This is a genomic window from Sorangium sp. So ce394, from assembly GCF_051474665.1.
In the GTDB taxonomy this organism is placed as follows: Bacteria; Myxococcota_A; Polyangia; order Polyangiales; family Polyangiaceae; genus Sorangium; species Sorangium cellulosum_D.
Genome location: NZ_CP150339.1, coordinates 2,008,358 through 2,030,509, shown reverse-complemented (window position 1 = coordinate 2,030,509; position 22,152 = coordinate 2,008,358). Strand labels below are relative to the sequence as shown.

Annotated in this window: 18 protein-coding genes; 10 read left to right on the top strand and 8 right to left on the bottom strand. The window is 70.6% G+C overall.

Going from position 1 to position 22,152, the window contains the following annotated elements:
* Nucleotides 1-136 precede the first annotated feature (136 nt).
* Entirely contained in the window at nt 137-2,014 is a 1,878-nt protein-coding gene (locus WMF33_RS07430; protein WP_437336476.1) for an alkaline phosphatase D family protein, read from the top strand.
* 373 nt (nt 2,015-2,387) lie between these two features.
* Here WMF33_RS07430 and WMF33_RS07425 read toward each other — a convergent pair whose 3' ends face one another.
* The 3 genes from WMF33_RS07425 to WMF33_RS07415 form a co-directional block, all read right to left on the bottom strand.
* A complete protein-coding gene (locus WMF33_RS07425) occupies nt 2,388-4,736 on the bottom strand; it encodes a DUF2169 domain-containing protein (RefSeq protein ID WP_437336475.1) in 2,349 nt (782 codons plus the stop codon).
* Nucleotides 4,737-5,010: 274 nt separating this feature from the next.
* A complete protein-coding gene (locus tag WMF33_RS07420; protein ID WP_437336474.1) occupies nt 5,011-5,217 on the bottom strand; it encodes a hypothetical protein in 207 nt (68 codons plus the stop codon).
* A gap of 103 nt (nt 5,218-5,320) precedes the next feature.
* The gene (locus tag WMF33_RS07415; protein WP_437336473.1) at nt 5,321-5,482 is read right to left on the bottom strand and encodes a hypothetical protein; all 162 of its coding nucleotides are present in this window, start codon (nt 5,480-5,482) and stop codon (nt 5,321-5,323) included.
* A gap of 340 nt (nt 5,483-5,822) precedes the next feature.
* On the opposite strand from WMF33_RS07415, the gene WMF33_RS07410 reads away from it, so the two are divergent.
* The 6 genes from WMF33_RS07410 to WMF33_RS07385 all read left to right on the top strand — a co-directional run bounded on the left by WMF33_RS07410 (nt 5,823) and on the right by WMF33_RS07385 (nt 13,632).
* Nucleotides 5,823-6,140 (top strand): hypothetical protein, encoded by a 318-nt coding sequence (locus tag WMF33_RS07410; protein WP_437336472.1) that lies wholly within the window; start codon nt 5,823-5,825, stop codon nt 6,138-6,140.
* 189 nt (nt 6,141-6,329) lie between these two features.
* Entirely contained in the window at nt 6,330-7,139 is an 810-nt protein-coding gene (locus tag WMF33_RS07405; protein ID WP_437336471.1) for an SDR family NAD(P)-dependent oxidoreductase, read from the top strand.
* A 356-nt stretch (nt 7,140-7,495) separates the two neighbouring features.
* The gene (locus WMF33_RS07400) at nt 7,496-10,009 is read left to right on the top strand and encodes a TIM-barrel domain-containing protein (protein WP_437336470.1); all 2,514 of its coding nucleotides are present in this window, start codon (nt 7,496-7,498) and stop codon (nt 10,007-10,009) included.
* Between the two features lie 163 nt (nt 10,010-10,172).
* Complete coding sequence (locus WMF33_RS07395) at nt 10,173-11,021, top strand: SDR family oxidoreductase (protein WP_437336469.1); 849 nt, start codon at nt 10,173-10,175, stop codon at nt 11,019-11,021.
* Between the two features lie 11 nt (nt 11,022-11,032).
* Nucleotides 11,033-13,372, top strand: a complete 2,340-nt coding sequence (locus WMF33_RS07390) for a tetratricopeptide repeat protein (RefSeq protein ID WP_437336468.1) — start codon at nt 11,033-11,035, stop codon at nt 13,370-13,372.
* Nucleotides 13,369-13,632 (top strand): GIY-YIG nuclease family protein, encoded by a 264-nt coding sequence (locus WMF33_RS07385; protein ID WP_437336467.1) that lies wholly within the window; start codon nt 13,369-13,371, stop codon nt 13,630-13,632. The genes WMF33_RS07390 and WMF33_RS07385 overlap by 4 nt, the downstream gene beginning before the upstream one ends.
* A gap of 123 nt (nt 13,633-13,755) precedes the next feature.
* Here WMF33_RS07385 and WMF33_RS07380 read toward each other — a convergent pair whose 3' ends face one another.
* Genes WMF33_RS07380 through WMF33_RS07370 form a run of 3 tightly spaced genes read right to left on the bottom strand, consistent with a single transcriptional unit; the run spans nt 13,756 to nt 17,635 of the window.
* Nucleotides 13,756-15,408: a response regulator gene (locus tag WMF33_RS07380; protein ID WP_437336466.1), complete on the bottom strand. Its 1,653-nt coding sequence runs from the start codon at nt 15,406-15,408 to the stop codon at nt 13,756-13,758.
* Nucleotides 15,405-15,830 (bottom strand): response regulator, encoded by a 426-nt coding sequence (locus tag WMF33_RS07375; protein WP_437336465.1) that lies wholly within the window; start codon nt 15,828-15,830, stop codon nt 15,405-15,407. The genes WMF33_RS07380 and WMF33_RS07375 overlap by 4 nt, the downstream gene beginning before the upstream one ends.
* Nucleotides 15,827-17,635: a sensor histidine kinase gene (locus WMF33_RS07370; RefSeq protein ID WP_437336464.1), complete on the bottom strand. Its 1,809-nt coding sequence runs from the start codon at nt 17,633-17,635 to the stop codon at nt 15,827-15,829. The genes WMF33_RS07375 and WMF33_RS07370 overlap by 4 nt, the downstream gene beginning before the upstream one ends.
* Nucleotides 17,636-18,075: 440 nt before the next feature.
* On the opposite strand from WMF33_RS07370, the gene WMF33_RS07365 reads away from it, so the two are divergent.
* On the top strand, nt 18,076-19,554 hold the full coding sequence (locus tag WMF33_RS07365; RefSeq protein WP_437336463.1) for a phytoene desaturase family protein: 1,479 nt from the start codon (nt 18,076-18,078) through the stop codon (nt 19,552-19,554).
* 48 nt (nt 19,555-19,602) lie between these two features.
* Here the strand turns inward: WMF33_RS07365 and WMF33_RS07360 are convergent, their stop codons facing one another.
* Nucleotides 19,603-20,175 (bottom strand): hypothetical protein, encoded by a 573-nt coding sequence (locus tag WMF33_RS07360; RefSeq protein WP_437336462.1) that lies wholly within the window; start codon nt 20,173-20,175, stop codon nt 19,603-19,605.
* A 170-nt stretch (nt 20,176-20,345) separates the two neighbouring features.
* On the opposite strand from WMF33_RS07360, the gene WMF33_RS07355 reads away from it, so the two are divergent.
* Nucleotides 20,346-20,930 carry a PH domain-containing protein gene (locus WMF33_RS07355; protein ID WP_437336461.1) on the top strand — a complete coding sequence of 195 codons (585 nt, stop codon included), beginning with the start codon at nt 20,346-20,348 and terminating at the stop codon, nt 20,928-20,930.
* A gap of 43 nt (nt 20,931-20,973) precedes the next feature.
* Nucleotides 20,974-21,192, top strand: coding sequence for a hypothetical protein (locus WMF33_RS07350; protein ID WP_020733417.1), 219 nt, complete (start codon nt 20,974-20,976; stop codon nt 21,190-21,192).
* A gap of 308 nt (nt 21,193-21,500) precedes the next feature.
* Here WMF33_RS07350 and WMF33_RS07345 read toward each other — a convergent pair whose 3' ends face one another.
* On the bottom strand, nt 21,501-21,830 hold the full coding sequence (locus WMF33_RS07345; protein WP_061629657.1) for a DUF2325 domain-containing protein: 330 nt from the start codon (nt 21,828-21,830) through the stop codon (nt 21,501-21,503).
* Nucleotides 21,831-22,152: the final 322 nt, after the last annotated feature.

The window sequence follows — 22,152 nt, the reverse complement described above, 5'->3', positions numbered from 1 at the left end:
GGGAAATCCGAAAACTAACGCTCCGCGGACAACCCTTCAGCTACGTCTAGGCGCTCATGGTTTTCCGACCCAAAGCTCTGCACCGGGGAGCCCGACGCGCCCAGATGCTTCTAACTGGGCGTTCCCGGCCGGCGTCATGGCTGGAGACGCAGAGCCCCACGGCGTAGTACTGTGGACAAAGTACAGGGGCGCCGGGGCTCTTGAAGTGCGCCTATGGCGCATATGCAGAGACGAACAGGGGAACCCCTGGCAAGAGCCTGTAAGCAATGCAACGACAAATTTCCCTCCAAGGCCTGAGAAAGACAAGCTAAAACATAAAAGCAAATTCGTCCATGTCGAAATAGGCGGACTCGAACCAGGAACGGATTACAAATACATGTTCATCGAGCGCCATGGCAGCGGGCGCACCGTTTCCAGCCCCATCGGTCACTTCCGCACCGCAATCGAACACTCGTCCAATCAGGCCCAACCGGAGCCGGTGACGTTCGGCGGCACATCGTGCACGAGTCAAGTCATGCCGCATGTCCAAAATACGAACCGGAATCTGGAAGCCGCGTACAAGAAGCGCGACGAGTGGAAGATCAGCTTCTTCGTCCACGCTGGCGATCAACTCTACTGCGACGCCCGAACTGAGCCCCCGCCGGACGACATCGCTGATTACCACAAAAGGTACGAGGAGGCATTCTCCAACAACCATGGACGAAAGAGCAGGTCATCCCCAAAGGGCCTCAACGCACTACACAGAGAATTCGGAATGTACACCACGTGGGATGACCACGAGGTAGTCGACAATTGGCAAGGAAAGCATCGGTTCCCTAAAAAGATCGAGAGTATCGCAAAACAACGAGCAATCAACATCGAATCAGCCAACAGATCAATCACCGATGCCGGAAAGGCATCTTTCTTTCAACACCAGCCAATTCGAAACAATCAAGCCAACAACAATCATCAGACACATACACATCGACCGTCTTGCAAGTGTCCCACAGGCGGCAATCAGTCACCAGCAAGAAGCCGGAACAAAAAGAAGATATGGGGGAGCTTTCGCTGGGGAAACACGCTAGAACTCTTCATTCTCGACTGTCGCTCCGAGCGGCGGGTCATAAGAAGCGACAGCGACGAGATAGTTAAAGGGAGATACATCTCAAAGAAACAGATGGAATGGCTAATCAACGGACTCCACAACTCACCAGCCGTCTTCAAGTTCATTCTCAATTCATCACCAATAGGAATATTTCCAAACCGGCGACAGGGAGAGCTTCTACAAAAGGTACTGAATCAGGAGAAATCTCTCCAAAGGGCATTAAAACGGAAGAATCCAGCATCACAAGATCTCAAACGCCTAATCAAACGCCTAATGGCTCCGATTAAAAAAAAGAAAGAGATTCTCTTAAGAAAGAAACTTCTGCCCAAGCGAGAGCAACGACTGCTGCAATTGCTCAACATAGAGCATCGGCGCCTTCGCAAACAGCTGAAGCAACAGCTGTCGTTGCAGGATATGAAGCTGTTACAACAGCAAGCAAAACTGCTGCGGAAGCAGACAAATCTGCTTAGGAAGCGGGCGAGAACACCTGAGAAGTCCGCAAAGGGCGGTGATTACCGCTGGGATGCACCTTGGCTTCGGCGCCAGCGTGAGCGGATCCTTTCAGCAGCGCAGTGCGTTGGCGGAGTCTGTTGGCTTTCAGGCGATCTTCACTATGGGTCCGTCGGAGGGCTCGGCCTGGATTCCGGCCAGTATCCCAATGTGTGCGAGGTGCTGATGGGTCCCGGAGGCCAGGGCATAAGGAAGCGCAAACGGAGGAGACACATCCGCAGCTTTGAGAAACTATGGAGCAACCATTGGAGATTTTCAACACCGAAGGACAATTACGTCATCATTCGAGCCGTCCCAGACCTTATAAATAGAGACAACTCCACGCTCGAGATCCGCTTCTTTCGAAGACACCGCCAGTTATACGGAGAGAAACGTGGATATAATATGAAATTCAAAGAAGAACTTCCACCCCCGCAATAACCGCTCAGGCCACGTTCCAATTATTACAACTCTCTTCGAAGCTGACCACTGACGGCTGTAACATAAGCAGCTCTGAAGTGCCCCAGGCTTCGTATATTACGAATCGCACGCGCTTCGACGCACATAGATCGATCAGTGCTCGATCTTCCGCCCCGCCCCACCTCTGGCGAGCCACCGCGACTTCGTCTCGCCTCGATTTGTGCCGCAGTCAGTGCAATTGATGCCTTGTTACGCAGTTCTATCTAATCACAAAACTGTGGAGGTTCGCTTCGGACGTATGCGCGCGGTTTCTGCTCAAACACGATCGAGCCAGGCTGCTCGCATTCCAACATAAACAGAGACCTGACGCTGCTCCAACGCCGTACCGAGAGCGTCACCTTCGCCCCGGCCTACCGACGACCCGCCCAAGCGCCACCGCCCGCAGCGCGCTCGGGTGCACCTCGAACTGATCAAGCTGCAGCCTCACCTCCACCACCGCCCGCGCCCTGAACCGCTGGAACATCGGCAGCTCCTTCGCGAGCCGCTCCGGCAGGTAGGTCGGAATCGCCTCCCCCGCTCCGGCCCCTCCGCCCCCACCGCCGGGCGTGAGCAGCGCCCGGATCCACGCCTGCCCCAGCACAGTCCGCTTCTGGTAGTGCCGCTGCTCCAGGAGCAGCCGCTCGGTATGCGCCTCCAGGTACCCCGGCGGCAGCCCCCGCGCGGTCTGCACGAACGCCTCCCGGAGCCGCGTCGTGTACCCCTCGAGCCCGGCGCTCCCCTTCTCCAGCCACGGCGACTTGAGCAGCTCGCCGATCGTGTCGCTCTGCTCCTTGAGCCGCTTGTCCCCCGCGGTGAAGGGCGCGACGAGCGCCATCGTCGCCTCCAGCGTCTGCTTCTCGTCGAAGGGGAACTCGAGCGCGCCGTCCACAAGCACGAGCGGCGGCGCGAAGGTGCCGTCCTCCATCGCCGCCGCGAGCTCCTCGGCGAGGCCCGCCACGCCGGCAGGATCGCCACCTCGGAGCACGGCGAGCACGTCGCGGCGGTCCTTCGCCTCCTGCCGCTTCTCGCGTGGCTCTGCGTCGTTGACCTCCTCGTCGCGGGCGCGCGCCTTGACGTCGGCGATGAGCTTCTTCCAGGCTGGGTGCTTGCGGATCCGCGCGACCTGCTCGGGATCGTACCAGAGCAGCTCGATGACGTCCGCCCCCTGCGAGGACGCCTCCGGGCGCGAGGGCGCAGGCGCTGGGATGGCTGCAGGCGCACGGCCCTCGCCTCCCGCAGCCTCTCTCTTCGAGGCACCGCCCCCCCTGCCGGCAGCCGCATCAGCGCCGATCTCCGGCGCGCTCCCCGGAGGCACCCAGGCGCCTATCTTCGGCTTCGGCTTCGGAGCCGCTGGCAGCACAGGCTCGAACGGCCCGAGATCCGGCGCCGCCGGCTGCGCGCTCGCCACGAGCGGTGCAGCTACGGCTTTGCCGAGCACCGCGGCCTCGCCCCACGAGAGCCGTGGCGCCGAGGCCTCCAGGCCGGCGTTGCCCAACGGCACCATCCCTGGCGGCTGAACCGGAGGTGGCGGGAGCAGGGGTGTCGCCTCGGGCTGTGACGGGGCGGGCGGCCGCGCGAAGGGCAGCGGCGAATGCCCGGCGCTCCGCGCAGCCATGCTCTGCGACCTCGGTTCCAGCCGGTGAGCGCCCCACTCGTCCCGTAGATCGACCGTCCCCGTGCCGTCCTTGATCGCGTCGGGCACATAGCGCTTGAGGTCCGCCCATTCGACCGAACGCCCGCGTTCCACGGTCGCAACGAGGATCCTCCCAGGCTGCTCGGGATGTTGCAGCGGGACGACGCCGCGCCAGGTCAGCGTGTAGACCGCGCGATCCGTGTCGATCCAGAGCGTGTCGCAGACCATCTGGATCTCGCGCGCCTCGCTTCCGTCGCCGCGCTCCACGCAGGCGCGCGCGCGAAGGCCAGCCAGCGCGGTCTCGAGCCGCGCATGCTCGCGGTGCAGGTTCTCGAGGACAAGGCGCTCGTCGCCGCGGAGCACCTGGATCTGCTGGTCTGCGGGAGCTGCATTGAACCAGCTGGTGTCGAGATCCTCCGGCATCGGCCGCCGATGCCAGTCCCTCTCTGACCAGGCCGTGCGGTTGACGAGCTTCCTTGCGCGCTCAGGCCAGCTCGGCGCGATGGGCCCGAAACCTACCGGCGGGATCCGCGTGCTCCGATCGCCGAGCCGGAAGCCACGCGGCTGGAGGTTCGGGACCCGCACCAAGCCCTGGGCGTCGAGACGTCCAGGATGACCCACGCCCACTGGGTTCCACGTCTCCGGGCCGCCTGCAGCGCGCTCGTAGCGCAGAGGCATCGAGCTGAACCGCGGGCCCTCGTGGAGCTTGCCCTCCGCGGTCCAGGCACGGTCGCAGTAGATCTCGATCGATTTGTCAACGCTCCCGATGGCGAGCCGCGCGACGAGCGCGTGGACCGGCTCCTTGCGCGGCGCGAACGCGCTGCCGACAAGGAGCACGTCGGCACGAGGCTTGAACGGGACGAGATCGCTCGGCGAATGGAGGCTACGTGCAGGATCGCCGTCCCAGTGCTTGTCGTTGTCGTTCGGGCGCTCCTGCTCGCCCGCGAGCGGAGAGACATCCGGAAGCAGGCTGAACGTGGCCTTGCAGATGACGGTCTGCGCCCAGTCGCCGCGAGAGCGGCGCCAGAGGAGCGAGGCGGTGCAGAGGGGCCCGAGGGCAACGACGTCCATGCGCGGTCCAGAAAGCATCATACTGCCACGGCCGCAGGACCGCGCGCCCATTCTCCGCGCGCCGCGCCGGCGCCGGCCACGCGCTCAACATCGCGCGAATCTCGCCACCGCGCCCTGTCCATCTACCCGACTTGCGTCTACCGCGGTGCATCGCCACGCACCTCACGCTGGACTGCTTCGATGATAAAATTCGGGCAGCTGATGTCTCAGCACCCTTCGGGTCACGCCGGAGGACACCAGCGGCGCTTCGGTGGATCGTGAGCGGACCGCGAGATCACCGCTGCAGCCCCGACGTCTCGACCGGCGCCAGCACGACGGCCCCGACGCCGTACGAGATTTCGCCGAGCTCGACCTCGGCGTGGTCGTCGAGCCGGCCGGCCGTCGTGGGGCCGGCGATGCCGGGGACGACCGGCCGCCCCGACGCGTCCTCCTCGATGCGCGAGCGCACGCCCGCCATGGCGCGCTCGATCGCGCGGCGCACCGAGGCGTCGAGGAGCCCGCGGCGGAAGCCGCGCGCGAGCCAGGCGGCTAACAGGCCGTGGTGCTCTCCTCCAGGTAGATCTCGCCGGGCCGGTTCATGATCGTCACCAGAGGCCGGTCTCCGGATCCTGCGCGTCCAGGATCGAGGCGACCTGCCGCTCGAGCGACGTCGCCACGGCCTCGTCGCGCTCGCCGGCGCGGATGAGCACGTTGCTGAACACGAACAGCGAGTCGATCCAGAGCGTGCGCTCGAACCGCAGCGACACGCCGGTCGCCGCGGCAGCGGTGCCCCCCAGGGGCGCCGTCGAGGAGCCCCCGCATCCCCGAGCGATCCGCGCAGCGAGCACATCGAGCGAGCTGTGCAGAGCCTGTCGCCGCGCACCGGCGCAGGCTGCGTCGAGCGCGCCCGCAGCGGCCTCAGCGTGAGGAACGCGATCGCCGAGTGGTGCAATCCTGCGCGAGCGTCCGCCTGCTGTGGCGGAACGCAACGCGCAGCGAAGAGCGATCGCGCCGGCGGCGGCGAATCCTCGCTGCTGCACGCTTTCCGCTGGGCGGCCTCCCGATTGCATTGCCCCGGCCGCGCTGGGGGGAATCGAGGAGGTTGGAATGGCGAACGAGCAGAAGCAGGGAGTCGGCGCGCAGGGACAGCAGGGCTCGGGCACCCAGGAAGGCCGCACCGAGAGCAGCGTTGTTCCCGACAAGGACTACAACCTGGTCAGCGTGCTCTACCATGCTCTCCAGGGCGCGGAGACCTATTCGAAGTACGTTCAGGACGCGCAGAAGCAGGGTGATCAGGAGCTCGCCTCCTTCTTCAGCGAGGTGCGGCAGGAGGAGCTGCGGCTCGCGGAGCGCGCGAAGCACCTGCTCGGCCAGCGGCTGAGCGGCGGGCGCTCGGGCCAGGGCGGCGCGCGCGGCAGCGCCTGACGCGATCCAGCGGTCGAATCGACGAGGCGCCAAGGACGCTCGGGGAGCACGGTCTTCCTCGGGCGTTCTCGGCGCCTTGTTTTGTCGTCGAATCGTCGAAGCGCGGGAGACGAGCCGTGGCGGGCGCCCGCTCGCAGCGCGCGCCGGAAGCTCGCGCGTGGGAGAGCCTCCGTGGTATGCGCCTGCGCCATGCCCCTCCCCAAGCACCCCCGCGCCGTCATCACCGGCGCCGCCTCGGGCCTCGGCCGCGCGCTCGCCGTCGAGCTCGCGGGCCGTCAGGCGAAGCTGCTCCTCGCCGACCTCAACGAGGAAGGCTCCCGGGAAACGGCGCGCCTCGTCGCCAGCGCCGGAGGCGAGGCGCACGTGGTCCACTGCGACGTGAGCCGCAGCGACGATGTCGCCGCGCTCGTGGGCGAGGCCGATCGCGCCCTCGGCGGCGTCGATCTCGTCGTGAACAACGCGGGTGTGTCCGCGGGCGGGCAGGTCGGCGAGACCCCCCTCGAGGACTGGGCGTGGGTCATGGGCGTCAACCTCTGGGGCGTCATCCACGGCTGCCACGCGTTCGCGCCGCGCTTCAAGGAGCAGAGGAGCGGGCACTTCCTGAACGTCGCCTCCGCCGCCGGCTTCCTCTCCGTGCCAGGCGCCGCCTCGTACTGCGTGACCAAGGCCGGGGTCGTCGCCCTCTCCGAGACGCTGCGGCTCGAGCTCGCCCCGTACGGCGCCGGCGTGACGGTCCTCTGCCCGACCTTCTTCCTGACGAAGATCGTCGAGAGCGGGCGCGGGTTCGATCAAGCCACCCGGGACGCCGTCGTGAAGCTCATGGGGCGCAAGGGCGTCCAGGCCGACTACGTGGCGCGGCGCGCCATCGAGGCGGTCGACGCCGGCCGCCTCTACGCCGTGCCGCACCGCGACGGCCGCTGGTTCTGGCGGCTGAAGCGCGCCGTCCCCGAGCTGCTCCAGGACGTCATCATGCCCCGGCTGGCGCGCAAGGGGCACTGATCCGGAGCGCGCCGGCCACGGCGGGTCGACAAGGCGCAGGTCGGCGAGATCCCGTTCGCGCCGGACCGAGCGCGCATGACGTCGGTGCGACGGTGCTCTGTCCTACCTTCTCCAGGCTCTCGGGGCGAACCGCACGATGGGAGAGCTCGGGGTTTCGAAAATCGATGTGATCCAACTCATGAGATCACCTCGTCTTCCGGAGAACAGGTAAGCGAGAGCGAGCTCGCTCGATAAGCCTTTTCTTCAAGCAATACGGGCGAACACCGGGCGTCGTGGAGCGGCGCTCGCCTCATCGCGCCTCCGGGTCGTCGCGTGTGCGTCGGACCGCGCCGACCTCTGGTATCGTGGCATCTCCTATGCGTTCGCCGCTCCCTCCGCCCCTCGCCCTCATCGCCCTGCTCCTGCCCGCGTGCAGCTCCACGGCGCCTCCGGGGCCCGAGGACAGGCTGCTCCGGTTCGAGTCCCCCGACGCCGCGGTCGAGATCAACACCGCGCCGTTCGCGCTGCGCATCCTCGACGCCGAGGGCAACACCGTGCTCGAGACCGTGAAGGGGGCCGGAGACGGCGCCTACGGCGGCCCCGCGGCCACGACGGACGAGGCCGTCCACCGCACGGGCTTCCTGCCCGGCTGGGACGAGTTCACGCCCATCGAGGGCCCCTGGCGGCGCGCCCCCCACGCGACGGTCCGCGCGGAGCGGAGCGACGGCGCCACGCTCGAGCTCGCGCGCGACGGGCTCTCCCTGACGCTCGACGTGTCGCTGGACGGCCCGCGCGTCCGCCTCGCGCTCGACGCCAGCGAGGCCGAAGCCCAGGCGGAGCCCGGCGCGCTGAACAAGACGAGCCTCTCGTTCGCGCTCCGCCAGGACGAGCACTTCTACGGCCTCGGCGAGCGCTTCGCGACCGTCGATCACCGGGGCCAATCGCTCTACGCGTGGGCCGAGGAGGGCGGCCTCGGCCAGGGCGAAGACGCGCCCGCAGGGCCGGGCAATCCGTATCCGAACGGCCCGTCGATGACCTATTTCCCCGTCCCGTTCTTCCTCTCGAGCCAGGGCTACGGCGTCTACCTCGACACCACGTTCCGGAGCGAGGTCCACCTCGGCAGCGAGGCGAGCGACACGTGGCGGATGGCCGTCGACGCGCCCTCGTTCGCGACCACCATCTACGTGCGATCCGAGCCGCTCGCGGCGATCGCCGATTACACCGAGGACACCGGGCGCCCCCCCGTGCCCGCGCCGTGGGTGTTCGGCCCGCGACGGCGCGTCAACCGAGGATCGATGATCGACGGGGTCGACGAATACCTCCTCATGCGCCAGCGCGACATCCCGATCACCGGGATCGACGACGCCCTCCATTTCCTCCCCGCGCTCTCGCACCTCGGCGTCGAAGACGAGGTCGCGCAATGGACGAGCGACCTGCACGCCGCCGGCTACAAGGTCATGGCCTACAACAACCCGTACATCGCCGAGAACGCGCCGAACGCCGAGGCCGATTACACCTACGCAAAGGACCATGGCTTCCTCGTGAAGGGCCCAGACGGCGAGCCCTCGCTCACCACCTTCATCTCCGGCCAGCTCCTCACGGTGGCCGCGGTCGATCTCACGAACCCCGACGCGGTGGCCTGGTACAAGGACCTCCTGCGCCGCACGCTCGACCTCGGCTACGACGGCTGGATGCACGATTTCGGCGAGTACACGGCGCACGACGCCGTGTTCCACGACGGCCGCCGCGGCGACGAGGTCCACAACGAGTTCCCGGTCCTCTCGGCGCGCGCGGCGCACGAGCTCCTGGAGGAGGAGCGCCCCGGCGATTACCTCTTCTTCGTGCGCTCGGGCTACAGCGGGACCCAGGCCCTCGTGCCCGCCGTCTGGGGCGGCGACGCCGAGGCGACCTTCGACGAGACCCAGGGGCTCCCGTCGGCGGTGCGCGGCGGCCTCAACCTGTCCATGTCGGGCGTGCCCTACTGGGGCAGCGACGTGACCGGATTCAAGTGCATCACCAGCGCCCCCAACGACAAGGAGGTCTTCCTCCGGTGGGTCCAGCTCGGCGCCGCGTCGCCGATCATGATGGAACAGGACGCGTGCTCCAATCCGGTCACGAAGAAGACGAAATGGAAGCTCTGGAACGACCAGGAGACGCAGGACGTCTATGCGAAATACGCCCGCCTGCACACGCGCCTCCTGCCGTATTTCATGACGCTGGCCGAGGAGGCGGCGAACAGCGGTAAGCCGCTCTCGATGCACCCGTTCCTGCTGCACCCGCGCGACCCGGCGGCGTGGTCGATCGACGACGCGTACTACCTGGGCCCGGCCCTCTACGTGGCGCCGGTGGTGCGGCGCGGCGAGACCTCGAGGAAGGCGTGGCTGCCGCCCGGCGCCCAGTATGTCGATCTCGACGATCTCACGGCGTACGCGGGCGGCAGCGAGCAGGTGATCCCGGCGCCGCTCGAGAAGCTGCCGCTCCTGCTCGTCTCGGAGCAGATCCTCCCGCTGCTCGACCCGAGCATCGACACGCTGGCGCCCGCGACCGACCCGTCGGTGGTGACGCTCGAGCAGGTGAGCGACCGGCTCGACGTCCTGGTGGCGCTCCCGCCTGGCGGGCGGGCGCGCCTGACGCTCGCCGACGGCACCACGCTCGAGGCGGCGCGCGGGGCGGAGCAGGGCAACCCGGGCGCCCTCGAGGAGGCGAGCGCGGCCACCATCGAGGCGTGCGCGTCGTGCTTCCTCGCGACCAGCGAGGGCGGCGTGGAGCGCCTCCGCGCGACCTCGAAGCTCGCCGAGAGCTCGGAGATCGCGCTCGAGGACGTCACGCTCACCGCCAAGGGCGGCCCCGCGCGCCGCGTGCGCTGGGACGTGCTCCGGCTCCGGCCGTGAGCGCGCGCGGGGGCGCGCTCGGGGGCGCCGCCGGCCGCGCCGCCGTTCTGCCTGGAACGCCGGGGAACCCCGGGGGAACGCCGGGGAACCCCGGGGGAACGCCGGGGAACCCCGGGACCGCCAGCTTGTGGCGCCGCCCGCTGACCCGTTGTAAACGCGGGGCGTGACCCAGGCGCGCTCGATCTTCGCCCCAGGACTCTTCGCCGATCAGGTCGCCCTCGTCACGGGCGGGGGCAGCGGGATCGGCCTCGCGTGCGCGCGCGAGCTCGCGTCCCTCGGCGCCAGGGTCGCGATCTGCGGCCGCAAGCCCGACAAGCTCGAGGCGGCCGCCAAGGCGCTCGCCGAGGACGGCGTCGCCGAGGCCGACGTGCTCGCCGCGCCCTGCGACATCCGCGAGCCGGAGCAGATCGCCGCCTTCGTCGGCCAGGTCCTCGGGCGCTTCGGCCGGATCGACGTCCTCGTGAACAACGCCGGGGGCCAGTTCCCGAGCCCGGCCATCGACATGACCCCGAAGGGCTGGGAGGCGGTCGTCCGCAACAACCTGAACGGCACCTTCTTCATGACCCGCGAGGTCGCGCAGCGGGCGATGTTCCCGGCCCGGCGCGGCCGCATCGTGAACGTCACCGCGTCGGTGAGCCGCGGCTTCCCGGGCATGGCCCACACCGGCGCCGCGCGCGCCGGCGTCGAGAACCTCACCCGCTCGCTCGCCGTCGAGTGGGCGGCGCACGGCATCCGCATCAACGCCGTCGCCCCCGGCAGCAACATCCGATCGAGCGGCACGTCGCAGTACGGCGACGAGCTCCTCGAGCTCGCGCGGCGCGCCACCCCGCTCAAGCGCCTCGCCACCCCGGAGGAGGTCTCGAGGCTCATCGTCTTCCTCGCGAGCGACCAGAACGACTTCATCACCGGCGCGGTCTACGGGATCGACGGCGGGCAGCCGCTCTGGGGCGACATCTGGTCCATCCCCGAGCCGGGGGGCGCGCCGGGCGCTCCGCCGGACGGCAAAGGCTGAAGGGGCGCGGCGTGACCTACCCGCCCCCGTCCGCCGCCGGCCAGGCCGCACCGGAGCCCACCTCCGGCGCGCTCTCCGACGCCCTGGCGCCGCCGTTCGGGCCGCCGCCGTCCGCGCCCCCCTCCTCCGCGCCGCCGTCGTCCGCGCAGCCGCCGGCCGAGCCGACCACCCTGCTCGGGCGCGTCGCCCGGCGCGTGCGCGACTACTTCCTCGCGCTCGACCCGACCTTCCTGTCCGCGGTCGCGCCGCTCGCCGTGATCGCGGTCATCCTCTTCACGCGCGCCCCGTCGACGAACTACATCTTCGACGAGCAGGAGGCGCTCCTCGCCAACCCGTACGTGAACGCGAAGGGCGGGCTCCGCTTCATCGACGCGATCCACCGCGATTTCTGGGGCCTGCCGCCCGACCGGAGCGTCGGCTCCTACCGCCCGCTGCCGAACTTCCTCTGGCGCACCGTCTGGGCCGTCACCAAGCAGCCGTTCTTCCACCACTTTTACAACGTCCTCTTCCACGCGGCGAACGCCGCGCTGCTCACGTGCGTCACGTTCTGGCTCACGCGCAGGCGCGGGCTCGCCTACCTCGCCGGGCTCATCTTCGTCGGCTGCGCGGTGCTCACCGAGGCGGTGAGCGGCATCGTGGGCATCGCCGACGTGCTCGGGGGCCTCGGCGCGATCGCCGCCCTCGCCGCCCTGGCGCTGCCCGCGTGGGCGATGCCGTTCGGCGTCTTCGCGGCCGTGCTCTTCGGCCTCTTCTCCAAGGAGAGCGCGCTCGTCTGCGTGCCGCTGATCCCGTTCGCCGCCCTGATCGCGGCGCCGCTCACGCACCCGACGCGGCCGGCGCGGCTCGTCCGGTCGCTCCTCGCGCTGCTCGCCGCGGGCGCGGCGTTCGTGCTGTACGTCGAGCTCCGGCGGCGCTGGTTCCCGGCGCCCATGCCGGCCGAGCTCGCGACGCCGCTCCCGGAAGGGACGCCGCTCGCGAAGCGCGCGCTGCACGACCTGCTCGTCTGGTTCCACCAGGCGCCCCTGCCGCGCGATCCGCTCAACAACCCGCTCAGCACCGCGGACACCCCGCACCGGATCGCCGGCGCGCTGCGCGTCTACTGGCGCGGCCTCACCCAGGTCGTGTTCCCGTGGACGCTCAGCGGCGACTACTCGTACCCGCAGGAGCCGGCGCCCGACCGGCTGGTCTTCTTCGGCAGCGTCGCCGGCGCCGCGATGATGGCGCTGCCCCCGCTCGGCTCGCTCGCCCTCTGGATCGCGGCCCTCCGCCGCGAGCACCTCGAGCGGCGCGAGCGGCGCTCGGTGCGCGCCGCCTTCCTTGTCGACGGCGGCCCGGCGACGTCGCGCCGGTGGTCGCTGCTCCTCGCCGGGGCCTTGCTCGCGGGCGCGGCGGCCGCGCTCGCCGCGTACGACTGGCACGTGCTCCGCCCGGCGGGGCGCGTCGCGCCGCTCCGGGCGCTGCCGCTCGTGCTCTGGCCGCTGCCGTTCCTGCCCGCGCTGCTCCTCGGCCTCGGGCTGCTCGTCGAGGGCGGGCGCCCCCTGCCCTGCCCCGCGACCGCGGACCGGAGCGCCTGGGTGCCGCTGCGCCGCGGCTACGCGGGGCTGTGCCTTTTGGCGATCGGGCTGACCTGGGTCGTGGTCAGCTACTTCCCGCACTCGAACATCCCGGTCGTCCTGCCGACGGTGCGCGCCGAGCGCTTCTGGTACTTCCCGGCCATCGGCTCGTCGCTGGTCCTCGCGGTCGCGTTCTCGTGGCTGCACGAGGCGCTCGCGGGCTCGACCCTCGCGCCGCGCAGGCGCTGGTCGTGGCGGGCGTGGCTGACGCCGGCGCTGTTCGCGCTCTTCTTCGGCTTCCAGTGCGCGCAGGCCTACCGGCACGCGATGGACTACCGCAACGATCTCGACTTCTGGGCGGCGACGAAGAAGGCCGTCCCGAACAGCGCCAAGGCGCACCTCAACTACTCGGTCATGAAGGGCGCCCGCGGCGACCTCCCGGCCCGGCTCGCCGAGAGCAAGATCGCGGTGGAGCTCGCCCCGACGTGGCCGATGGCCCACGTGTACACGGGCGACACGCTCTGCCGCATGCACCGCGCCGACGAGGCCTTCCCGCACTACCAGCGCGGCATGGAGCTCGGCCCGAACGAGCTGAGCCTGATCGCGCTCGCGCTGCAGTGCCTGCACGACGAGCAGCGCCTCGCGGCGCACGAGGCGGAGCTCCGGCAGCTCGCGGAGGAGCACCCGGGGACGTGGCTCGCGTACCTCGCGGTCGACACGCTCGACAACGGCGCGAAGCACGGGGGCGTGGACCCGAAATACCGGCCGCGCGGCTACAACGAGGGGCCGAAGGAGTGACCGCGGCCTGGCACGTGTACATCCTGCGCTGCGGCGACGGGTCGCTGTACACGGGCATCGCGCGCGACGTTGCGGCGCGGCTGGCCCAGCACGAGGCCGGGCGCGGGGCGCGGTACACGCGCGGCCGGGGGCCGCTCGCGCTGGTCCACGTGGAGACCGCGGCCGACAAGGGCGAGGCGCTGCGGCGGGAGGCGGCCATCCGGAGGCTCGGGCGCGCGGGGAAAGAGGCGCTCGCGAGGGCGGCGGCCGGTCGAGGCTGAGCCCGCCCGAGACGAGCGGATCTCGAGCCGCCAAGGCGCGAGGGGCGCCAGGAAGAAGACCATCTCTCGGCGCCCTTCGCGTCGTGGCGGCCCATCCCTCGCGCGATCGACGCGATCGGCGTTCTACTCGTCGCCGAGGTCCACCGCGGCGCCGGGGGAGCGCGGACCGGGCGCGGCGCCGTTCCCCTCGGCCTCCACGCGCCAGCCGGACAGATCAGCGACGATGCTCAGGAGGCGCGACGCCGAGACCGGCTTCGGCAGGTGCATCTGATAGCCCTCCAGCATGGCCCGACGGGCGTCCTCGACGCTCGCGTAGGCCGTCAGCGCGATCGCCGGGACGACCCCGCCCTCCTCGGGCGGCAGCTCGCGGATGCGCCGGATGAGCTCGTATCCGTCCATCCCGGGCATCCCGATGTCGCTGAGGAGGAGGCGAGGCCGCGACGCGCGGAGCGCGCGCAGCGCTTCCTCCCCGGACTCGGCGAGGACGACCTCGGCGCCGTGATCCTCCAGGATGTAGCGCACGAGCTCGCGCGCGTCGTCGTCGTCGTCCACGACGAGGACGCGAACACCGTCGAGCTGCACCGCGCCCCCCGCCCGACCTCGCGCGCCGTCGCGCGACGGCGCCTGGCGAAGGGGCAGCGCCACCGTGAAGGTCGCCCCGTTGCCCTCGCCGCCGCTCTCGGCGCTCACCGTCCCTCCATGCAGCTCCACGAGCTGGCGCACGAGCGACAGCCCGAGCCCCAGGCCCCCGTGGACGCGGCGGATGCTGTTGTCCTCCTGTCGAAACCGGTCGAAGACATAGGGGAGAAAGCCGGCGGAGATCCCCTTGCCCGTGTCGCGGACCTGGAGCTGCGCCGCGTTGCCCTCGCGCCTCAGCGTGACCTCCACGCGCCCGCCGGCCGGGGTGAACCGGACCGCGTTGGAGAGCAGGTTCCAGGCGACCTGCTGGAGCCGCGCCGGGTCGCCGGCGATCGCCCCGGTCCGCGGGTCGAGGTGGACGTGAAGCGCGATCTGCCGCGCCAACGCGGCGGGGCGGATGGCGTCGACCGCCGCCTCGACGACGGGCCCCAGATCGACGTCTCTCACGTGCAGCACGAGCTTGCCGGAGCTGAGGTGCGAGACGTCGAGCAGATCCTCGATGAGCTGCGCCTGGGCCCTCGCGTTGCGCTCGATCACCTCGAAGGCTCGCCTCTGGAGCGAGGGCGCGACGCTCTGCGAGCAGAGGAGCTGCGCCCAGCCCAGGATCGCGTTGAGCGGCGTCCGCAGCTCATGCGACAGGGTGGCGAGGAACTCGTCCTTGATCCGGTTGGCCGCCTCGGCCTCGGCCCGCGCCTTCCGCTCCTTGTCGAGCAGCGCGTCGCGCTCCCGCTCGAGCGCGCGCCGCGCGTCCCGCTGCCGTCGCTCGGCCAGCTCCCGCTCGATCGCGGGGACGAGGCGCACCAGGTTCTCCTTGCGAAAATAGTCGTGCGCGCCCGCCTTCATCATCTCGACCGCGATGTCCTCGCCGATGCTGCCCGAGACCACGATGAAGGGGATGTCTCTGCCGCTCCGCTTCACCATCTCCAGCGCGTTCCGCGCGGTGAAGCTCGGGAGGCGGTAATCGGAGAGGATCACGTCCCAGTCCTCCTCCAGCGCGGCGGCGAGCTCTCCTGCGCTCTGGACGCGCCGGAAGGGCTCGCCCGCGTAGCCCCCGCGCAGGAGCTCGGCGCGCACGAGCCGCGCGTCGTCGTCCGAGTCTTCGATGATCAGGACACGAATACGCTTGCGCTCGCTCACGTGGGAGGCTCCTCGTTGAGCGTGAGCCAGTACAGGCCCAGGCTCCGCACCACCTCATGGAAGTCCTCGATATCCATGGGCTTGCAGATGTAGCTGCTCACGCCGGCGTCATAGCAGCGCTCCAGATCGCGCCGCTCCCGCGAGGAGCTCAGGACGACGACCGGCAGGCGCCGCGTCCGCGGGCTCGTGCGGATGCGCTGCAGCACCTGCGCGCCGTCGACCTTGGGCAGCTTGAGGTCGAGGAGGACGACCGCGGGCAGCGCTGGAGGATCGCCCTGCTGCGGGAACAGGTAACGGAGCGCCGCTTCACCGTCCCACACATGGACGATCGGCCTCGTGATCCCGGCCTTGCGGAGCGCGCGCTGGGTCAGGTGCGCGTCGTCCGGATCGTCTTCCACGAGGAGGATAGAGCCATGGCTCATGCGTCACCCGAGCTCGAGGTGCCGAGCGTGAAATAGAGCGTCGCGCCGCGTCCGACCGCGGCGTCGAACCATGCGCGCCCCCCGTGCTTCGCGATCACGCGTTGCACGATCGCCAGGCCGATCCCCGTCCCCTCGAACTCCGACGCGGCGTGGAGCCGCTGGAACGCCCCGAAGAGCTTGTCGGCGTACTCCATGTCGAAGCCCGCGCCGTTGTCGCGGACGAAGTAGGCTCTCCCCGCCCCCGCGCGCTGGGTCACGCCGAACGCTATCTCCGCGCGCGCGGTCTTCGAGGTGAATTTCCACGCGTTCCCCAGGAGGTTCTCGAGCGCCACGCGGATGAGCCTCGGATCGCACAGGTCGACGAGGCCGTCCTCGATCCGCACGTCGACGTCCCTCGTGGGATGGCGGTGGCGCAGCTCGCCGATCACGCCGCGCGCGAGCTCGCTCAGGTCGACCCGCTCGCGGCGGAGCTCCGCCCGGGTGAGGCGCGACAGCGCGAGCAGGTCGTCGATGAGCTGCCCCATCCGCCGCGCCGCGGCGAGGGCGCGCGCCAGGGTGTCGCGCCCCTCCTCGTCGAAGGCGCCGGCGTACTCCTCGTCGAGGATGCGGCAGTAGCCGGCCACCGCGCGCACCGGGGCGCGGAGATCGTGAGAGACCGAATAGCTGAACGCCTCCAGCTCCGAGTTCGCCTGCTGGAGCGCCGTCGTCCGGTCGGCGACGCGCGTCTCCAGCTCGGCGTTGAGGCGCGCGAGCGCGTCGTTGGCCTGGGCCAGCGCGCGCTCCGCCTGCCTCTTCTCGGTCATGTCCTTGGCCACGACGACGCCGAAGCGGACCTCCCCTGCGGGGCCATGCACGGGCGCGGCGCTCGCCAGCATCCAGACCTCGCCGCCGTTGCTCGACGTCGTCACCATCTCCTCGTCGGGGACGACCTCGCCGCGGAGGGCGCGCGAGAGCGGCAGCTCGTCCGGCCGGTAAAGCTGGCCATCGGCGCGGCGGAGCGCGCCGGGCCGCCCTCCGGCGGACGCCTGGCCGGTGAGCCAACCGAGCTCGCCCGTGAGCCCCTTCATGCTCTGGTTGGCGTACACGATCGCCCCCGTCCGGGGCTCCGCGAGCGCGACGCCCACGGGCAGCTGCGCGAGCACCTCGTCGCGCTCGGCGTCGGAGCGGCGCCGCTGCACCGACGTCCTCCACGCCGCGGCGCCGACCGCGAGCGCCAGCCCGAGCGCCGCGCCCGAGCTGCTCACGAGGAACACGGTGACGCGATCGCCCCGGTCCGCCGCGCGCCGCCGGCGCGCGAGCAGCGCCTCCTCCGCGTCGAGGATCTCGCCGACGCGGACGCGGATCTCGTCCATGGTCTGCTTGCCCAGACGGCTGCGCTCGAGGTCGAGCGCGTCCTTTACCCGCCCTTGCCGTCGGAGCTCGATGAGCCTGGCCAGGTTCGCAAACCACCGATCGGTCAGGGCGTCCAGATCGACGAGCGACCGCAGCCGGCCCCCGTCGTGAGCCAGGAGCTCACGGAGGCGGCTCAGCCGGCTCTCCGCCTCGTGAACGCCGGCATGGTATGGCTCCAGGAACTCCTCCTCACCGCTCAACAGATAGCCGCGTTGGCCCGTCTCGGCGTTGACCAGCGAGGTGAGGAGCCTCTGGAGCTCCACCTGGACGTCGGCGGTCCTGCGCACGAGCGCGGTCGATCGAGAGAAGCTGCGAAACGAGAAGAGCGACGAGCACACGAGCACCGCAGCGGCGAGGACGACGACGAGCAGCCAGGGCGTCCTGGCGCTGGAGCGTGAGATCGGTGAGGTCATCGGAAGGTCGGTTTTCCCGCCAAGCGCGCCCGGCTGCGCGCGGTGCTGCCGTCCGAGCCCCGCGTCGCGCCGACCTACCGTCTAGCACCGGATCCGGAGCTCTGGCACCGAGCGAGCCGCACGGAATGCGCAGGGCCCGGCCGGCAGGCTCGGCCGATATCCGGAGTGAAAGGCGCGGTATGGCGAGCTCGACCGTCGGTGAGCGGGCCTGCGGGTGAGCTCGCCAGGGCGTTCTCCTGCGGGTCGCAGGATGGATGAGACAGCATCTCTGCGGTGCGCCAGAGTGGGACGCGCATGGCCGATCCGATCAGGATGGAGGGCTCCGCGCGCCGGAGGGGGCGCGGCCCGAGCGCCTCGGCCGTTCCATGGCCTTTTTCGTTCCCCTTCAGGCCGCGATCGGGTAGCCCACGACCGGCGATGGCGGCCGCGGACTTCGGGTCATGGATGCCGTCGTGATCGGCGCGGGCCCGAACGGGCTCGCCGCGGCCGTCGCGCTGGCCGGGGCCGGCCTCTCGGTGCGCGTCGTCGAGGCGCGCGACACCATCGGCGGGGGCGCGCGCACGGCCGAGCTCACGGGCCCCGGCTTCCGGCACGACGTCTGCTCCGCCATCCACCCCACGGCGGTGATCTCGCCGTTCTTCCGGACGCTGCCGCTCGCGGAGCACGGCGTCGCCTGGATCTACCCCGAGGCGGCGCTCGCCCACCCGCTGCCCGACGGGAGGGCCGCCCTCCTCCACCCCGATCTCGACCGCATGGCGGAGACGCTCGGCGAGGAGGACGCGGCGTCCTGGCGCGGCCTGTTCGCGCCGCTGCTCGCGCACGGCGACGCGCTGTTCGCCGAGCTGCTCCGCCCGCTGCGCATCCCGCCGCGCCACCCGCTCCTGCTCGCGCGGTTCGGCCTCTCCGCCGTCCGCTCCGCGGCGGGGCTCGCGCGCGACACGTTCCGCGGCGACGCGGCGCGCGGGCTGTTCGGCGGCTGCGCGGCGCACGCGTTCCTGCCGCTCGAGGCGCTGTTCTCGGCGTCCTTCGGCCTCGTGCTCGCGCTCGCGGCGCACGCGGCGGGCTGGCCGATGGTGCGCACCGGCTCGCAGGCGCTCATGGACGCGCTGGCCGCCCTCCTGCGCGCGCGCGGCGGCGAGATCGAGACGGGCCGCGCGGTCGCGTCGCTCGACGAGCTGCCCGCGGCGCGCGCCTACCTCTTCGACACGACGCCGGCGGCCATGGCGCGCATCGCGGGCGACCGGCTCCCGGCGGGCTACCGGCGCCGCCTCGAGCGCTTCCGCCACGGCCCCGGCGTGTTCAAGGTCGACTACGCGCTCGACGGCCCCATCCCGTGGAAGGCGGCCGCGGCGGCGCGCGCGGCGACGGTGCACGTGGGCGGCACGCTCGACGAGGTGGCGGCCTCGGAGCGGGCGCTCGCCGGCGACGCGCCCGCGGAGCGCCCCTTCTGCCTCGTGGCGCAGCAGAGCCTGTTCGACGGCACGCGCGCCCCCGCCGGCAAGCACACCGCCTGGGTCTACTGCCACGTGCCGCCCGGCTGCACGGTCGACATGACGGCGCGCATCGAGGCCCAGCTGGAGCGCTTCGCTCCCGGCTTCCGCGATCTCGTGCGCGCGCGCGCCGTCCACACCCCGGCCGCCTTCCAGCGGTACAACGAGAACTACGTCGGCGGCGACATCGCCGGCGGGGCCAACGACTGGATCCAGATCTTCGCGCGCCCCGTCGCGAGCCTCGACCCCTACGCGACGCCCAACCCCGCGATCTACCTCTGCTCCAGCTCGACGCCGCCCGGCGGCGGCGTCCACGGCATGTGCGGCTACCACGCCGCCGCGGCCGCCCTCCGGCGCGTGTTCCAGAGGCCGGCGCCCGCCCTCGCCGCGCCGGCGCCGCAGGCCGCGCTGCCGCCGCGCGGCGGCTGAGGCGCGCCGGACGGGCCGCGCCCGAGCGAGCGCGCCCTCGCGGCGCGGTCACCCCCACGACACGTCGAACTCGCAGGCCTTGGCGCCGCGAAAGCGGCAACGGGTGTGCAGGCAGCGGCCCTCCCGGGCGCCCATGTGGGACATGAGCCGCTCCTGCCATACCGGGATGCCGACCGAGCAGGTGATCGGCCCGGGGCCGCGGTCCGGGAGCCGCGACGCGGTGAGGCGGACCGTGTAGCGCTTCGGGGCGACCTCGCTCGCCTCCATCGTGCCCTCGTCGAAGTAGCGCTCCCAGAGCGAGGCGGACCTGCGCAGCACCGTGGCGGGGGACGCGGCCTTGAGCAGCACGGTAAAGAACCGTTGCAGGTCCTCCTCGGCGATGGCGGCGGCGATGGGCCGGAAGCACTGCGGATGGCCGCCGCCGAACAGCGTCAGGTAGCGGTCGGTGAGGCGGTTCCAGAGGCCTACCGGGTACCAGCCGTGCGGCAGGATGATGCCGCCGACCTGCGCGGCCTCCTGCGGGCTCAGGCCTTCCAGCCACTGTTCCACGCCGGCGGCGCCGTGCTGCGCGGCCACGAAGTTCTTGAACCCCCCCAGCGCGTTGCCCTTGACGTTGCTCATCGAGTCGCTCCACCGGGCGGCCATCGCCAGGCCCGTCGCGTGCCGGGTGCCGCGGATCCTGACGAGGGTCCCGGGCAGATGCAATCGCGTCGGTCGGGCGCTCCGCGGAACCGGCGGGCGTGGTCGTCGGCGCGCTGTCCGCCGGCGGGCGCCGTACTACAATCGCCGGCGTGAAACCGTGCCCCTTCTGCGCGGAGCAGATCCAGGACGCCGCGATCAAGTGCCGCTTCTGCGGCAGCATGCTCGAAGAACGAGCGCCCGCGGCGGCCACGGCCCTGGCCGCGCCGCTCGCCCCCGCGCCGGGCGCGCTCTCCCCTGCGCCCGGCGCGCTCGCCGCGCCGGGCGGGGCGCGCGTCCTCTTCGAGGGGACGCCGAGCTGGAAGGCGTGGTTCTGGTCCTACGTGGCCGCGAGCGTGCTCTCGCTCGTGCTGGTGGGCCTCGTGTGGCTCGGCATCCTGCACTGGAAGCGCAAGAGCCTCCGCTACAAGATCACCGACCGCACGATCGACTATGAGGCCGGCCTGCTCACGCGGCGGGTCGAGACGCTCCAGCTCTGGCGGGTGCACGACCTCGACCTCCGCCAGACGTTCATGGAGCGGCTGCTCGACATCGCCGAGATCCGCGTGTTCACGAAGGACGCGAGCGATCCCGAGCTCGTGATCCGGGGCCTGCCGGCGTCGCGCGAGCTGTTCGAGGCGCTCAAGAACGCGGCGGAGCTCGCGCGCCAGCAGCGCGTGCTCGGGGTCGTGCAGTAGCGCGGCCTTCGCGCGGCGGCGCAGGCCTGATAGGAGCCCATCCATGTCCCCCAGGCGATCCCCGCTCGACGATCTCCCGGATGTGCGCGACGGCCTGACCCGCGCCGAGCGCATCATCCTCTGGAAGCTCTCCGAGCTCGAGCGGGAGTTCGGCGGCCGCAACGTCCCCACGGCCACGCTCTACGGCCGCGTCGTCGAGCACATCGATCTCTCGGTTCCCGAGTTCCAGCGCCTCATGCAGCGCCTCGTCGGCGTGCGCTGAGGGCGCCCCGGAGCGGCTCGGGCCCTTTGTCACCGTGACATGAGAGCTCCCGTGGAAGGCGGGGAGAGCATGCCTCTTGTCTGCCCGCCTCGTGATCGAACCCGACCACATCCACGGGGCGGCCCGGGACAGACATCCACGGGGCGGCCCGGAACAGGCATCCACGGGGCGGCCCGGAACAGGCATCCACGGGGCGGCCCGGAACAGACATGCTGGGGCTCGTCGGGAGGAGACGTGGACAGGGGGAGAGGCGCGCCGCCGGCTCCGCGGCAGAGGGCCGCTGCTCGCCGCGGCGGATCGACGTCGTGTCAGGCGGTCCGCTGCTCGAGGGCGGCGCGCAGCGCGGAGACCGAGGCGCTGCGCAGATAGACGACGGGAGCGCCGTCCGCCGCGAGGGTCTGCATCTGCTCGCGCAGCGCATGCGAGACCATCGTCACCATGATCACGATGAGCGCGATCCTCCCCACGCCGTGGCGCGCCCCCGGGGGCACGCGGTTCTCATAATGGCGCAGTGACCAGCCGTGCTTCTCGACCACATCGCGGTAGCGGCTGGACATGCCGCCGCTGCCCCCGATGACCAGCACCGTCTGCTCCTCGCGCTTCCTGTCGACCGCCTGGGAACGCCTCTGCGCCTTCATGCGATCCCCTGGAGCAAGGCGTAAGCCACGCTCCTCGAGCGGGCATTTCCGCGCAAAACTCACGGTACGGGTCTATTCCCCGGCAAAATGTCGCCGCATCGCGGAGGGCTATGTCATCGTGACATGGCGCGCGCGACGACCGGACGCTGCCCCGCAGTCGCGAGCATCGGGGAATATTCCCGTTCACGGCAGCCCCCCGCCGGCGCGGCCAACGAGGATCCGGAAGACAGGGGACGACCGCGGGCGCCCGCCGAAGCTCCACAGCGCCGCAAGGGCGTCCCTCGGCACAGGACCACCCCACGAGCACCGCGACAGACCTACA

Bases quoted from the DNA above. Each gene is read 5' to 3' on its own strand.
- WMF33_RS07345 (WP_061629657.1), bottom strand. From the start codon at position 21,830: ATGAAGGCGCAGAGGCGTTCCCAGGCGGTCGACAGGAAGCGCGAGGAG.
- WMF33_RS07430 (WP_437336476.1), top strand. From the start codon at position 137: ATGGCTGGAGACGCAGAGCCCCACGGCGTAGTACTGTGGACAAAGTAC.
- WMF33_RS07410 (WP_437336472.1), top strand. From the start codon at position 5,823: ATGGCGAACGAGCAGAAGCAGGGAGTCGGCGCGCAGGGACAGCAGGGC.
- WMF33_RS07365 (WP_437336463.1), top strand. From the start codon at position 18,076: ATGGATGCCGTCGTGATCGGCGCGGGCCCGAACGGGCTCGCCGCGGCC.
- WMF33_RS07375 (WP_437336465.1), bottom strand. From the start codon at position 15,830: ATGAGCCATGGCTCTATCCTCCTCGTGGAAGACGATCCGGACGACGCG.
- WMF33_RS07370 (WP_437336464.1), bottom strand. From the start codon at position 17,635: ATGACCTCACCGATCTCACGCTCCAGCGCCAGGACGCCCTGGCTGCTC.
- WMF33_RS07350 (WP_020733417.1), top strand. From the start codon at position 20,974: ATGTCCCCCAGGCGATCCCCGCTCGACGATCTCCCGGATGTGCGCGAC.
- WMF33_RS07360 (WP_437336462.1), bottom strand. From the start codon at position 20,175: ATGAGCAACGTCAAGGGCAACGCGCTGGGGGGGTTCAAGAACTTCGTG.
- WMF33_RS07400 (WP_437336470.1), top strand. From the start codon at position 7,496: ATGCGTTCGCCGCTCCCTCCGCCCCTCGCCCTCATCGCCCTGCTCCTG.
- WMF33_RS07405 (WP_437336471.1), top strand. From the start codon at position 6,330: ATGCCCCTCCCCAAGCACCCCCGCGCCGTCATCACCGGCGCCGCCTCG.
- WMF33_RS07425 (WP_437336475.1), bottom strand. From the start codon at position 4,736: ATGGACGTCGTTGCCCTCGGGCCCCTCTGCACCGCCTCGCTCCTCTGG.